Source organism: Polaribacter sp. R77954, assembly GCF_044595335.1.
Taxonomy (GTDB): domain Bacteria; phylum Bacteroidota; class Bacteroidia; order Flavobacteriales; family Flavobacteriaceae; genus Polaribacter.
This window is the reverse complement of sequence record NZ_CP138992.1, coordinates 4,057,776-4,070,313: the sequence shown is the minus strand read 5'-3', so window position 1 is coordinate 4,070,313 and position 12,538 is coordinate 4,057,776. Positions and strand designations below refer to the sequence as shown.

The 12,538-nt window shown below is 28.5% G+C and carries 16 protein-coding genes; 8 read left to right on the top strand and 8 right to left on the bottom strand.

The genetic code is table 11. The features are described 5' to 3' along the window. Nucleotides 1–89: 89 nt before the first annotated feature. Genes SJY27_RS17600 through SJY27_RS17585 form a run of 4 tightly spaced genes read left to right on the top strand, consistent with a single transcriptional unit; the run spans nucleotide 90 to nucleotide 2,998 of the window. Complete coding sequence (locus SJY27_RS17600; RefSeq protein ID WP_397446181.1) at nucleotides 90–656, top strand: RNA polymerase sigma factor; 567 nt, start codon at nucleotides 90–92, stop codon at nucleotides 654–656. After that, complete coding sequence (locus tag SJY27_RS17595) at nucleotides 646–1,173, top strand: hypothetical protein (RefSeq protein WP_397446180.1); 528 nt, start codon at nucleotides 646–648, stop codon at nucleotides 1,171–1,173. The genes SJY27_RS17600 and SJY27_RS17595 overlap by 11 nt, the downstream gene beginning before the upstream one ends. Continuing rightward, nucleotides 1,157–2,239, top strand: coding sequence for a hypothetical protein (locus SJY27_RS17590; protein WP_397446179.1), 1,083 nt, complete (start codon nucleotides 1,157–1,159; stop codon nucleotides 2,237–2,239). Before SJY27_RS17595 ends, SJY27_RS17590 begins: the two co-directional genes overlap by 17 nt. A 24-nt stretch (nucleotides 2,240–2,263) precedes the next feature. Beyond that, the gene (locus tag SJY27_RS17585; protein ID WP_397446178.1) at nucleotides 2,264–2,998 is read left to right on the top strand and encodes a head GIN domain-containing protein; all 735 of its coding nucleotides are present in this window, start codon (nucleotides 2,264–2,266) and stop codon (nucleotides 2,996–2,998) included. 454 nt (nucleotides 2,999–3,452) lie between these two features. Here SJY27_RS17585 and SJY27_RS17580 read toward each other — a convergent pair whose 3' ends face one another. The 6 genes from SJY27_RS17580 to SJY27_RS17555 form a co-directional block, all read right to left on the bottom strand. Then, entirely contained in the window at nucleotides 3,453–4,565 is a 1,113-nt protein-coding gene (locus SJY27_RS17580) for an FAD-dependent oxidoreductase (RefSeq protein ID WP_397446177.1), read from the bottom strand. Between the two features lie 41 nt (nucleotides 4,566–4,606). Beyond that, nucleotides 4,607–6,127 (bottom strand): hybrid sensor histidine kinase/response regulator, encoded by a 1,521-nt coding sequence (locus SJY27_RS17575; protein WP_397446176.1) that lies wholly within the window; start codon nucleotides 6,125–6,127, stop codon nucleotides 4,607–4,609. Nucleotides 6,128–6,132: 5 nt separating this feature from the next. Continuing rightward, nucleotides 6,133–6,618 (bottom strand): Rab family GTPase, encoded by a 486-nt coding sequence (locus SJY27_RS17570; RefSeq protein ID WP_397446175.1) that lies wholly within the window; start codon nucleotides 6,616–6,618, stop codon nucleotides 6,133–6,135. Nucleotides 6,619–6,636: 18 nt separating this feature from the next. After that, the gene (locus SJY27_RS17565) at nucleotides 6,637–7,449 is read right to left on the bottom strand and encodes a cell envelope biogenesis protein OmpA (RefSeq protein WP_397446174.1); all 813 of its coding nucleotides are present in this window, start codon (nucleotides 7,447–7,449) and stop codon (nucleotides 6,637–6,639) included. Further along, nucleotides 7,450–7,803: a hypothetical protein gene (locus SJY27_RS17560; RefSeq protein ID WP_397446172.1), complete on the bottom strand. Its 354-nt coding sequence runs from the start codon at nucleotides 7,801–7,803 to the stop codon at nucleotides 7,450–7,452. It lies immediately after the preceding gene. Nucleotides 7,804–7,912: 109 nt separating this feature from the next. Continuing rightward, entirely contained in the window at nucleotides 7,913–8,695 is a 783-nt protein-coding gene (locus SJY27_RS17555; protein WP_397446171.1) for an MBL fold metallo-hydrolase, read from the bottom strand. A gap of 76 nt (nucleotides 8,696–8,771) precedes the next feature. Here SJY27_RS17555 and SJY27_RS17550 point away from each other — a divergent pair, with 76 nt between their 5' ends. From SJY27_RS17550 to SJY27_RS17535, 4 genes are all read left to right on the top strand, one after another. After that, on the top strand, nucleotides 8,772–10,220 hold the full coding sequence (locus SJY27_RS17550) for a TonB-dependent receptor (protein WP_397446170.1): 1,449 nt from the start codon (nucleotides 8,772–8,774) through the stop codon (nucleotides 10,218–10,220). Between the two features lie 86 nt (nucleotides 10,221–10,306). After that, entirely contained in the window at nucleotides 10,307–10,855 is a 549-nt protein-coding gene (locus tag SJY27_RS17545; RefSeq protein WP_397446169.1) for an RNA polymerase sigma factor, read from the top strand. 31 nt (nucleotides 10,856–10,886) lie between these two features. Next, entirely contained in the window at nucleotides 10,887–11,426 is a 540-nt protein-coding gene (locus SJY27_RS17540) for a hypothetical protein (RefSeq protein ID WP_397446168.1), read from the top strand. A 9-nt stretch (nucleotides 11,427–11,435) separates the two neighbouring features. Beyond that, nucleotides 11,436–11,894 (top strand): sensor of ECF-type sigma factor, encoded by a 459-nt coding sequence (locus tag SJY27_RS17535; protein ID WP_397446167.1) that lies wholly within the window; start codon nucleotides 11,436–11,438, stop codon nucleotides 11,892–11,894. Nucleotides 11,895–11,928: 34 nt separating this feature from the next. Here the strand turns inward: SJY27_RS17535 and SJY27_RS17530 are convergent, their stop codons facing one another. Both SJY27_RS17530 and SJY27_RS17525 read right to left on the bottom strand, forming a co-directional pair. Continuing rightward, nucleotides 11,929–12,123, bottom strand: coding sequence for a hypothetical protein (locus SJY27_RS17530; RefSeq protein ID WP_397446166.1), 195 nt, complete (start codon nucleotides 12,121–12,123; stop codon nucleotides 11,929–11,931). Nucleotides 12,124–12,247: 124 nt separating this feature from the next. Continuing rightward, a complete protein-coding gene (locus SJY27_RS17525; protein WP_397446165.1) occupies nucleotides 12,248–12,508 on the bottom strand; it encodes a hypothetical protein in 261 nt (86 codons plus the stop codon). Nucleotides 12,509–12,538 lie beyond the last annotated feature (30 nt).

Below are 12,538 nucleotides of genomic sequence, written 5' to 3'. Positions count from 1 at the left end.
AGTCTTGCCATATAAAAAAATATTACATTTATTTACCAAAAACTGTCACAACTAAAAGATAGTTTTGTCATTATCATAGAAGTTTTTAATTGGAAGCTAATCAACCACATATAACCAACCTTTTAGAACGCTGCAAATCTTCTGATAAAAACGCGCAACTGAAAATTTACAATGCTTATTATAAGGCAATGTACAATTCAGCATATCGTATTTTAAAAGATCCTTTTGAAGCAGAAGATTTAATGCAAGAAGCTTTTTTAACCGCTTTTACAAAATTAAATTCTTATAAAGGTGAGGTTGCATTTGGAGCTTGGTTAAAACGAATTGTGATTAACAAAAGTTTAACCCAATTAAAAAGAAACAATCGTTACCAAGAGGTAAAAATGGAGGTTGTACCCACTAATGAAATTGAAGATGAAGCTATAAATTACGCTGGTTTAAACCCGAAAATGGTTTTACAAACTTTACAAAGTTTAAAAGAGAACTATAGAGTGGTACTTACGCTTAATTTAATAGAAGGCTATGATTATGAAGAAATTGCACAAATTTTAAATTATACCAACGAAAATGTAAGAACTACAGTATCTAGAGCAAAGAAAAAATTAAAGCAAATGTTACTTGCAGAAAACATAAAAACACAAGCGTATGGAAGATAAATTACATCAATTTTTTTCTGAAAATGATTTCGATTTTAAAGAACCTCATTTTGGTCATGTAGAGCGTTTTGAAAAAAAGCTAAATCAACCACAAAAAAATAACCATAAGCCATCTTGGAAATGGTTATCTGTTGCAGCTTCTGTTGTATTGGTAATCGGTTTTTGGCTGGGCAGTTTACATCAAAAACAACAAATAGAATTAGCAGATGTTTCACCAAAAATGAAAGAAGTGCAAAACTATTTTGCAACCACAATACAAACTAGTTTAAAAAATATTGAAAAAAATAGAAGTTTAGAAACTGAAACCATTATTGAAGAAGCTTTAGATGCTTTAGAAGAATTGGAAGAAGAATATAACTTTTTTATTACAGAACTAAATATTGCTGAAAATCAAACAAAAGTCATCAACGCTATGATTCAAAACTATCAGCAACGTCTCAAAATTTTAGAAAATGTTTTACTACAAATAGAACACATCAAAAACCCTAATCTTTTAAATAATGAAATTTATATATAAAACTACCCTCTTATTTTTGCTCATCCCTTTTTTATCATCTGCAAATGTTGTTGACAAAAAAGAGGAAAAAAGTAAAAAAATTACTAAAGCATACAACGTAAGTAGTGATGCCAAAATAGCTATAAGTAATAAATATGGCGATTTAAATATTGTAACTTGGAACAAAAACAAAGTAGAATTTGAAATAACCATTACTGTAAAAGGGAATAACATCAACGACATTGAAGAACGACTAGAAAGTATTGATGTTGAATTCGAAAATTCCGCAAATTATGTGTCTGCAAAAACAATTTTAGAGAAAGACCAAAACAGTTGGTCTTTTTGGAAAAAAAACAACAATTTAAGCTACAAAATTAACTACAAAGTAAAAATACCAAATACCAATACTGTAGATTTAAATAACGATTATGGCAGTATTTATTTAGGCAATTTATCAGGCATTGCAAATATTAATTGCGATTATGGTAAAATAATTGTTGGCAATTTAACTGCAAATAATAACACCATTAACCTAGATTATTGTTCGTCATCTACTATTGATTTTATAAAAAGTGGTGATATAAATGTTGATTATTCTAAGATTACGATCGAAGAATCTGAAAATTTAAAAGTAAACCAAGATTACTCTACCATTAAAATTGGTAAAGCAGAAAACATTTCTTTTAACGCAGATTATGGAGCAATTAGTATAGATGATGCTATAAACATAAATGGCAATTCAGATTATGCAAGCATACGCTTAGGTACAATTTATAAAAATTTAGACATTGAAACCGATTATGGTAGTATTTCTGTAAAAAGATTGGCAAAAGATTTTGAAAACGTTTTGATTGATGGCCAATATGCTGGCATTAAAATTGGCGTTGATGAAGATGCTGTTTTTAACTTTATTTTAGATTTACAATATGCTGGTTTTAGGTATGATGATAATAAAGTAGAATTTTCTAAAAAAATCTCAAAAAACAACAAAAAAAATTACGAAGGTAAATTTGGTAGAGGAAACACCAATTCTAAAATTAAAATAAAATCGCAATATGGTGGAGTATCCATCAAAGAAAATTACTAAAAAAATAACTTAAAAAATAAAATTATGATTAAAAAAATTACATTTTTAGTGCTTACAATTAGCTTAAGTTTATCTGTAAATGCACAAGATTGGTGGGGCAACAGCAAAAAAATAAAAGGAAATGGTAACGTGGTTACTACGAACAGAACCACTTCTGAATATGATGCAATTGGTGTTGGTGGCTCTTTTGATGTGGTGCTTATAAAAGGTAAAGAAGGTAATATTAAAATTGAAGGAGAAGAAAACATCATTCCTTATGTAGAAACCGAAGTTCAGGGAAATACTTTAAAAATAAAATACAAAAAAAACACAAATATTAGAACCACAAAAAGATTAACAGTAACTGTAACATACAAAGATATTGATGCTATTTCTTTGGGCGGTTCTGGTAATATTTCTTGCCAAGGCACTTTAAAAACTGACGAATTAAAAACTTCTTTAGGTGGTTCTGGTAATATTAGTTTAGCTGTTGATGCCAATGAAGTAATTGCCAATATTGGAGGTTCTGGAAACATTAAATTAGCGGGTATTTCTAACGATTTTACATGCTCTATTGCTGGTTCTGGTAGTATAAAAGCTTATGAATTAAAAACCGATAATCTAAGTGCAACTATTGCTGGTTCTGGTAGTATTAGAACTACAGTTAACCAAAAAATTAAAGCAAAAGTTGTGGGTTCTGGAAGCATTTACTACAAAGGAAACCCAACAAATATTGATTCGAAATCTGTAGGTTCTGGTGATATTATTGATAGAAATTAAAGAAAAAAGTAGTACGTAAAACAAATTCACAAAAATATATAAATCGTCTAGAGATTTCTCTTTAGACGATTTATAGTGTAAATAAATGTTGTTTTTCTAAGTACTTTTAGAAGTGAATAAACACTTGTTTATCAGTTAAATAAGTTGTATTTTAGATAAAATCAAAACCCGAAAACGAGCTGTATACTCAAAAATCGGAGTTTTAATTTACTATGTCTGTCTAAAACACAAAGTACCTCTGGATTTCAGTACGAATTTTCACTTTTAAGAGCCTGTGAAAATTTTGAACTTTGTTTTAATCAGTTTTTTTTTGATATTGGTTTGGGTTCATTATCGTTTGACCAATTATAAAATTATGAGTCAAATAGGTATTTATCCATAGAAAAAGTTGAAAAAATACGCTTTACTAATTGGTCTGGTTTTATAAAGTAACAAGCTTCTATTTTTACAGATGCTACTTATTATGAGTTTCTAAACCATACTCACCAGATAAAGAGCGAATTGCTCTGGCATCTGGATACAATTTAGAAATCAATAAAACATAATCCATCAACAAACTATTTTGAGAATATTTAAAAAAGCGTTCTTGAGCTCTTTTTGAACGTTGGTAATTGGCTAAAAACCGATTTTTCCAATCGGTTTCATAATTTTTTAAAAAATCTAAATTATCATTCTTTAAGGCAGAATCGATAGCTTTACTTGCCATAATTGCTGCTTCAAAAATAAATTTATAACCTTCTCCTACAATAGGGTTTACTTGCGAAACACAATCGCCAACACAAACCAAATTATTACAAATAAACTTTTCTAAAACAGGTGTTATTGGTATGCTTCCACCCTCTACTTTATCATTATCTTTTAGTACCAGCTTTTTAATTTGTGGTAATTCTAAAATTTTATGTAATCTATTTTTTAAATCTTTAACTATTTTTTCATCAAAAGTACCAAAACCAATAATAGCTCTTTGATTTTTTAAAGGAAAAATCCAACCATAACCACCTTGATATACTTTACCAATTAAAAGGTACATTTTAGAGTGGTTTCCCAAATATCTTACGTTATATTCCACACCTGTTGCAAGTTGAGTTTTTTTTGGAATCAAACCTACCTTTTTACTGAGAATACCATTTGTACCTGAAGCATCTACGAATAGTTTACCTGTATATTTTTCATTTTTTTGATCTACTACAGCTATAAAATTGCCCTTTACATCAGTTTGAATTTCTTTAATATTAATACCTGTTTTTATGGTTGCATAATTATTGTCAATACCCTCTAGAATTTCTACATGTACTTGTTTTTTATCAAGAATATATAGGTCTGATTTTATGCTTCGTTTTACTCTTTTAGAGTGCAATACAATGGTATCAATATCTTGTGCAACAACATTATGAGATAATCCAAATTGTTCTAAGTTTAAAAAGCTTCCTAAAGTATTAAAAGAAAATTCTAGTAAATTTTTCTTTCTATCTAAAATTAACACTTTATGTTTTTGTTTGCTGAGTTCTCTAGCTAAAAGTAAACCAGCTGTACCTCCACCAACAATTACAACATCAAATTTGTCCATTTTTTTCCAATAATTTTATAGGCTTTATATCATTTAAAAACTTACAAACAATTTAGTATTGTATCTATTAATTCAGCAGGTCTGTATGGTTTAAAAATAACCTCATCAAAGCCTATCTTCATATATTCTTCTCTATATTCTGCAGTAGCATTACCTGTTAATGCTAAAAAAGAGGTTGTTGTGTTTTTAGCTAAGTTTGGTTTCTTTTCAATTAATTCTTCACCTGTTAATCCTGGCATGTGAATATCTAAGATTACAATATCAAAATCATGATTGTTTAATGCATCTAACGCATCTAAACCATCTTTTACTAAAGTTAAAATTGAATTCTCTTTTTTTAAGAAGTAGCCTGTAATTTTTTGATTCAACAAATCATCATCTGCTAATAAAACGCGTTTTCCTTTTAAAGTTTTAGTTGATAAAATATCATTTTTAAGCATTTTATGATCTGCAACTTTTACCACTTTTTGAAAAGGAATATCAATAGAAAACGTGGTCCCTTTTTGTAAAACACTATCAACAGAAATAGAGCCATTCATAGCACTTACTAATCTTTTTACGATAGATAATCCTAAACCTGCACCTCCATGAATACGATTATCATTTAGTTTTGTTTGACTATATTCTTCAAATATTTTTACAGTTTGCTCATCAGTCATTCCTCTACCAGTATCACTAATACTAATTCGAATTTCTGTTGTAGTTTGGTTTTCTGTTAGCATTTCTGAGAGCAAAGTTACTTTACCTTTTTTGGTAAATTTTAATGCATTGCTCATTAAATTGGCAATTACTTGGGTAATTCTTACTCCATCGCCTAAGAGTACTTTAGGTATTTTTTGTGATGCAGAAAACTCTAAAGCAACCAAATTATTTTTATTTTGAATTTTATAATTTAAAAATGTACTTTTTAAGATTTCATTAATATTTATTTCTTCAGATGCTAACTCTAGCTTGCCAGCTTCTATTCTTGATAAATCTAAAATATCATCAACTATAACTTTTAAGTTTTTTCCTGCAAGAGTTAAATAACCAACATATTCACTAACTTTATTACTCAGCTTTTCTTTAGAAATCAATTCTGTATATCCCAAAATAGTATTTAAAGGGTTTCTAACTTCGTGACTCATCATCGCTAAAAATCTAGATTTTTCTTCGTTAGCTTTATCTGATTCTTTTCTTAGAACATCTAATTGCTTATTTTTTTCTGCAATTTCTTTTTTTAGAAAAAATAAATCGTTTCTATTTTGATTGAGTTTTGTTATGGTTTTATAAATATGAGTTCTATTATGAATTAAAATGGTAATGGCTTCTTGATCTTTATACAATTCCATATCCACATTATACTCTTCATTATCAGAACTGATAATCATTCCCTCAATTAAATAATTTTCTTTGTAAGGTAATGCTTCTAAAGTACCAAAAAGATATGGGCAACTATTATAAATACAAGTATTTACAGCAAACTCTTTTGTTGCAAATTTACCTGCAACAATTTTGTTTATGACTCCTTCTGTATTAACTTGGAGTTCTATAAAAACATTTTCAATTTTTGGGGATATCAAAAGTTTTAGTTTAGTGATTGTTTAGCCAAAATAATAAAAGCATCTTCTACATTCTCGTTTTCTTTAGCACTTGTAATAAGGTCTATAGGTATAGCAATTTTTTCTTTTAACGTTTGTAATTCTGTTTGAGATAGTAAATCTTTTTTGTTACCAACAATGGTAATGTTTTTTAAACCAGACAAATCTTTAACAGTGTTTAACTGTTGCTCTAAATTTAAGTAAGTATCTTCTCTAGTTACATCAAAAACATACATTGCTGCACTGGCTCCTAAAAAGTAGGCTTTAGGTACTTTTTCGTCTGCATTTGTACCTGCAACATCCCAAATTAATAATTTAATTTTTTCTGAATTTAGGTCTATAATTTTGGTACTAACCCTAACGCCTATTGTACTAATATAATCTTCTGAAAACTCATTTAATACAAACCTTCTAATAAGCGAAGTTTTTCCAACACCAAAATTACCTACTAGTAAAACTTTTTTCGCTATCATAAAATATAATTGACACAGCTATTGTTGTTCTACAAATGTATTAAAGATTAATGTATTTAAGCGTTCTTGGTCTTCTAAAAAACTTCTATCCTTTAATACTATTTCTGCCAGATTATTGGTGTAATCATACAATTGTTCTTTAAAATTAATGTTAATAACACCCGAAGTTGCTGTTGCTATGTAAATAGTTTTAAAATTTTGAATAGACAATTGAAAATTTTCAAATTTAATATCTTCTAAATCTTGATTTTCTTTAGAAAAGGCATCTTCTGCAAAAGATTTAATAGCTGTTAACATACCAGATACCATGTCTTTATCTGCAATATTACCTCTAGAAAAACTTCCTTTTAGCAATCCTGAATCTTTTTCGATCACAAAAATTTCTTCAATAATAGGTTCAAAAACTTCTTGTAAAACATCATCTGCATCTGTTCTTTTACCTTTAAATAAACGTTTAATAATTTGAGAAATAGAAAACTTCTCATTAATTGTTTGGTTAATGGACTCTGTTAATTTGCTTATTTCTGCAACAATAAATTTTTTAATCAATCTACCAATAATTGGGTAAAGTGCTTCTACAACCTCATCTTGTGAATCTCTTATTTGAACTTTTATGGTTTTTGTAATAGTATCACCAAAATATTCAGGAAAATTAGTTTTTAAATCTTCAATTTTCTCGTCAATTAAAGGAGAAACTTCTTGCTTGAATTTTTCATATTCAAGAATCTCTTTTTTTAAAAGATTTAAATTTTTTCTATCATCTTCTAATAAAAGTTCTTTTAGTAACTCAAATCGATTATCTATCTTATTATCTAGAGTCGAGTTTTCCATTTATTCCTGCAACATCAGGGCTATTTTTTCTAAAGCTTTACCAAGTTTTCTTCTGTCTGCTTTTTCATCATCTAAATCTGCTAAACGCTTATCTAAATCGTCATTTAAGTCTTGAAACTTATGATCTACTAAGCTTTCTAAATCAGCCAACTTATTTTCTAAATTGGTAACAGCTTCAGTTAAATTTTTATTTGTGCTATTTTTTAGCGACTCTATTTTATTGTAAACATCTGCAAACTCTGAGTTGTATTGCTGAATATTTTCTCCAAAAATTAAATCTCTTACTGCTGCAATTCTGCTGTCTACTTGGTCATTAGCAGTTGTTTCTTTGTTTGTTTCTGGATTATTTGACATGAGCGTTGTTAATCGGGGTTAAATTTTAGTTTAATTTTTTTTAATATTGAAAGCATGATAAACACTAGCAACACAGACAAATATACACTAAAAAACAAATTATTAAAACCTACAAGGTAAGTTTAAGTCCATCATAAGCTAAAAAAACATTTTTAGGGAGTATTTTTGAAGTTTCTTTATGAAAACCTAGTTTATGACTTATGTGTGTAAAATACGCTTTTTTAGGTTGTATTTCTTCTACAAAATTTAAGGCATCTTGTAAACTAAAATGTGTAGGATGTGGTGCAATTCGTAAAGCATCTACAACCAAAACCTCTAAATTTTTTAACTTCTCTTTTTCAGAATCCTCAATATATTTAATGTCTGTTAGGTAGGCAAAATCTTGAAAACGATAGGCTGTAATAGGCAATTTACCATGAAAAACTTCAATAGGAATTACCTCTAAGCCAGAAACCTCAAAAGCATCTTTATGTATAATATGCGGTTGTAATGTTGGAGAACCTGGGTATTTATATGCTGGGTCAAAAATATATTCAAACCGCCTTTCTAAACTTTTTAAAGTTATTTCATTTAAAAAAATAGGCATCTCTCCAATTTTGTAGCAAAAAGCTCTTAAATCATCTAAACCACCTATATGATCTGCGTGTTGATGTGTAAAAAAAACACCATTTAAAGATTGTACATTTTCTCTTAGCATTTGTTGCCTAAAATCTAAACCACAATCTACTGTGTAAGAAACATCGTCCCAAGAAATTAAAATAGAGGAACGCAAACGTTTATCTTTAGGATCTGTTGATAAACATACAGGGTCGTTACTTGCAATCATTGGAATACCCTGAGATGTACCTGTGCCTAAAAAAGTGATATTTAACAGTTTTTTATCTTTTTTCATCTCAACAAAAATAATATAAAAATTGACTGGTAGCCTACTTATTTAGTACATTTGTTATCTACATAAAAAACCTAATATGGCTATTTCTTTAAAGGGAGATCAAGAAATTAGTAGTGTACCTACTACAAAAAATAAAGCGCTTAGAATAAATTTAAACACAGACATTTACGGAACGTTTGCCGAAATTGGAGCTGGGCAAGAAACGGCTCGTAATTTTTTTAGATCTGGAGCTGCTTCTGGAACTATTGCAAAAGCTATGAGTGCCTATGATAAAGATTTTTCTGATGCCATTTATGGTATTGAAGATGACAGACGTTATGTTACTCAGCCCCGTTTAAAGAAAATGTTAGGACACGAAATTGATTTAATGGAAGATCGATTGAGTAGACACAAACACCCTGATAAATTATTCTTTAGTTACGCAAATACGGTAACAACTATTGATTTTGCAAGAAAATTTAAAGGTCATGGTTGGGTGGGCATTCGTTTTCAATTAGATCCTTTAGAAGATTATAACGAAATTGTTTTACACCTTCGTTTTAAAGAAACAGATGCTCGTTTACAGCAAGAAACCTTGGGTATATTAGGTGTAAATTTAATTTATGGGGCGTTTTACTTAAATGACAATCCTAAAGAATTGGTAAAATCTTTTTACCATAATTTAGGAAATCATCAATTAGAAATTGATATGATTAATTTCTCAGGACCTCGTTTTATGTATGTAGATAATCGTTTGATGAGTTTACAACTACTAAAAAACGGAATGACCAATGCAGTGATGTTTGGACCTGATGGAAATAATTTATTGCCTGCTCAAGTACTTTACAAGAAAAATATTTTAGCCTTAAGAGGCAGCTTTAGACCTGTGACTAAAGTTAATATGGATATGTTTGAACAATCCAAAAAAATGTTTTTAAAAGAAAACAAAGTAGAAGAAAGTAAGACTCAAATTATTTTTGAAATTACCCTAAGTAACTTATCTGCCGAAGGCAAAATTAATGAGAGAGACTTTTTAGACAGGGCAGAATTATTGTGTTCTTTAGGACAAAATGTAATGATTACAAGTTTCCAACAATATTTTAAATTGGTAGAATACTTTAGCGAATTTACCAAAGAAAGAATGGCTTTAGCAATGGGTGTATATAATTTAATTCAAATTTTTGATGAAAAATATTATCGCGATTTAAGTGGTGGTATTTTAGAAGCCTTTGGTAAATTATTCTACAGAGATTTAAAAGTATATATGTACCCTTATCATGACCAAGAATCTGGTGAATATATAGATAGTAAAAACCTAAAAGTTCACCCAAGAATGAAAGAATTGTATAAATTCTTTAAAAACAATGGTAAATTATTAGATATTACTGACTTTGATAAAGGTATTTTAGATATTTTTTCAAGAACAGTTCTTAAAATGATTCGCCTTGGTGAAGAAGGTTGGGAAGAAATGTTGCCAGAAGGTATTGCAGAAACCATTAAGCAAAAACGTTTGTTTGGCTACTCTAGATCTAGAGCAAAGAAATAATCTTTGCAACTATTTTACCCAAATAAACGCTCTAGTGGTTTAAACCTTTTTAATATTTTATTGTCTAATAAAAAACATTGTTTTTTTTGACAGCCGAAATTACATTAGTACAAAACTTAAAAAACCCGAAAACAAGAGAAAAAGCTTTTAAAGTATTGATTAGTCAGTACAAAGAGCGTTTGTATTGGCATATTCGTAAAATTGTAATTGTACATGATGATGCTGATGATGTGCTACAAAACACCTTTGTAAAAATTTTTAAAAATATAGAAAAATTTAACGAGCAAAGTAAATTGTATTCTTGGATGTATAGAATTGCTACAAACGAATCCATCTCTTTCATTAATAAAAGAGCAAAAGAACTAAATGTAGATATTTCTGATTATCATCAACAATTAGCAAGCACCTTAGAGAGTGATGTGTTTTTTTCAGGTGATGAAATTCAGGTTATCTTACAAAAAGCAATTGCCACATTGCCAGAAAAACAACGATTGGTTTTTAATATGAAATATTTTGATGAACTAAAATACGACGAAATCTCTGAAATTTTAGAAACCTCTGTTGGCGCATTAAAAGCATCGTATTTTCATGCCGTTAAAAAAATTGAAAACTATATAAAAACTCAAACAGATTAAACCTTTTAGTTTTTTAAAGGTCTAACTAACAATGGAAAACGACATAAAACATAGTGAAGATTTTATAAAAAACAAGGTAGGCAAAAAACCGTATTTTAAGCTGCCTACAGATTATTTTGATACCATAGAAAATGAAATAACAGCAAAAATAAGTGAAGATAAACTAGATAAAACCAATGCTTTTAAAGTTCCTGAAGATTACTTTAGTAATGTAGAGCATGAAGTTTTTAAAAATATTAATTTTAACCAAAAAACAACCAAAGTTATTTCTTTTAAAGAGCGCTTGCGTAAAGCTATACCTTATGCAGCTGCAGCTTCTATTGCATTATTTATCAGCTTAAATACTTTTGTTTTTAACACAAACAAAGAGCTGAATTTTGATGCTATTTCAGATTCTGAAATAGAATATTGGTTAGACGAAAATACGGTAAGCACAAGCGAAATAATAACTATTCTAGAAGATGAAATTTTAGATGAAAACGCATTTACTTTTGCTAATATTAATGATGAAAGTATTGAAGATTACATTAACTCAATAGACAATACTTCACTATTAAATGAATTAAATTAAAATTATATCATGAAAAAAATCATCTCTTTTACCTGTATTATACTGTTTTTTACACACTCTATACAATCGCAAAGAGGAAAAGAAAGCTGGGAAAAAATTAAAGCATTAAAAATTGCCTATTTAACAGAACAGTTAAACTTAACGAGCGCTGAAGCTGAAAAATTTTGGCCTGTTTATAATGCTTATAACCAAGAACAAAATGCTATTAGAGGCCACTATAAATCTACGCTAAGAAAAACAATAAAAAAAGAAGCAATAGATAGTATAACAGAAAATGCCGCAAAAAAATTAATTGATTTAAAGTTACAAACCGATAAAGAATTATATACATCACACAAGAAATTTATAGAAAAAATTACAAACGTAATACCTTACAAGCTGATTATAAAACTACAGATTGCAGAGATGGAATTTGGAAGAAAATTAATGCGGAAGTATAAAAGAAAAGAGCCAAATCCTAAGGATTAAAATGATAAAAGGAAGCAAAATTGCTTCCTTTTTATCATTTTACAAGATTCATACAAGAGTATAATTCTGGTTTATTTGCGGTAAATTGTTTTAACCAAATTACCAGTTCGTCTATTTCATAAGGTAACAATCTACTCATTGCTTTTTCTAACTCTTTACAAAACAACTCAGAATTGAAACTCACTTTTTGTAACACGGTTTTCGTGTATTCAAACATTGCTCTAGCCATTTTAATTTAAAGATTTATATTAAACAAAACGTACAATTATATATTTTAGTATGTTAAAAATATAAAAAAAACCAACATTAACTATTAATGTTGGTCATAAAATTTTGTTTATAATTTGTTAAATTTACAAACTATTTACTTTTTCTACTAAAGCTTTAGCCTCAGTTTCTAATTCAGCATTTATTGCTTTATAATGTGCTTTTTTGTTTTCGATATTTTTTGCATTCACCTTTGCAATTAAACTATCAAAGGTTTCAATAGCTTCATCTACAATAGCTTCTCCTTGCTTAGGTTCATTTTTTAAAATTGAAACATCTAAAGTATACTCAATAACATCACCTAATACGTAATTGATATCTTTTTTTAAATTCTTTATACTTGCCATAAATCGTATCTTTAATTAGGTGCAAATTTA

Bases quoted from the DNA above. Each gene is read 5' to 3' on its own strand.
- SJY27_RS17595 (WP_397446180.1), top strand. From the start codon at position 646: ATGGAAGATAAATTACATCAATTTTTTTCTGAAAATGATTTCGATTTT.
- SJY27_RS17590 (WP_397446179.1), top strand. From the start codon at position 1,157: ATGAAATTTATATATAAAACTACCCTCTTATTTTTGCTCATCCCTTTT.
- SJY27_RS17585 (WP_397446178.1), top strand. From the start codon at position 2,264: ATGATTAAAAAAATTACATTTTTAGTGCTTACAATTAGCTTAAGTTTA.
- SJY27_RS17580 (WP_397446177.1), bottom strand. From the start codon at position 4,565: ATGGACAAATTTGATGTTGTAATTGTTGGTGGAGGTACAGCTGGTTTA.
- SJY27_RS17570 (WP_397446175.1), bottom strand. From the start codon at position 6,618: ATGATAGCGAAAAAAGTTTTACTAGTAGGTAATTTTGGTGTTGGAAAA.
- SJY27_RS17565 (WP_397446174.1), bottom strand. From the start codon at position 7,449: ATGGAAAACTCGACTCTAGATAATAAGATAGATAATCGATTTGAGTTA.
- SJY27_RS17560 (WP_397446172.1), bottom strand. From the start codon at position 7,803: ATGTCAAATAATCCAGAAACAAACAAAGAAACAACTGCTAATGACCAA.
- SJY27_RS17555 (WP_397446171.1), bottom strand. From the start codon at position 8,695: ATGAAAAAAGATAAAAAACTGTTAAATATCACTTTTTTAGGCACAGGT.
- SJY27_RS17550 (WP_397446170.1), top strand. From the start codon at position 8,772: ATGGCTATTTCTTTAAAGGGAGATCAAGAAATTAGTAGTGTACCTACT.
- SJY27_RS17540 (WP_397446168.1), top strand. From the start codon at position 10,887: ATGGAAAACGACATAAAACATAGTGAAGATTTTATAAAAAACAAGGTA.
- SJY27_RS17535 (WP_397446167.1), top strand. From the start codon at position 11,436: ATGAAAAAAATCATCTCTTTTACCTGTATTATACTGTTTTTTACACAC.
- SJY27_RS17530 (WP_397446166.1), bottom strand. From the start codon at position 12,123: ATGGCTAGAGCAATGTTTGAATACACGAAAACCGTGTTACAAAAAGTG.
- SJY27_RS17525 (WP_397446165.1), bottom strand. From the start codon at position 12,508: ATGGCAAGTATAAAGAATTTAAAAAAAGATATCAATTACGTATTAGGT.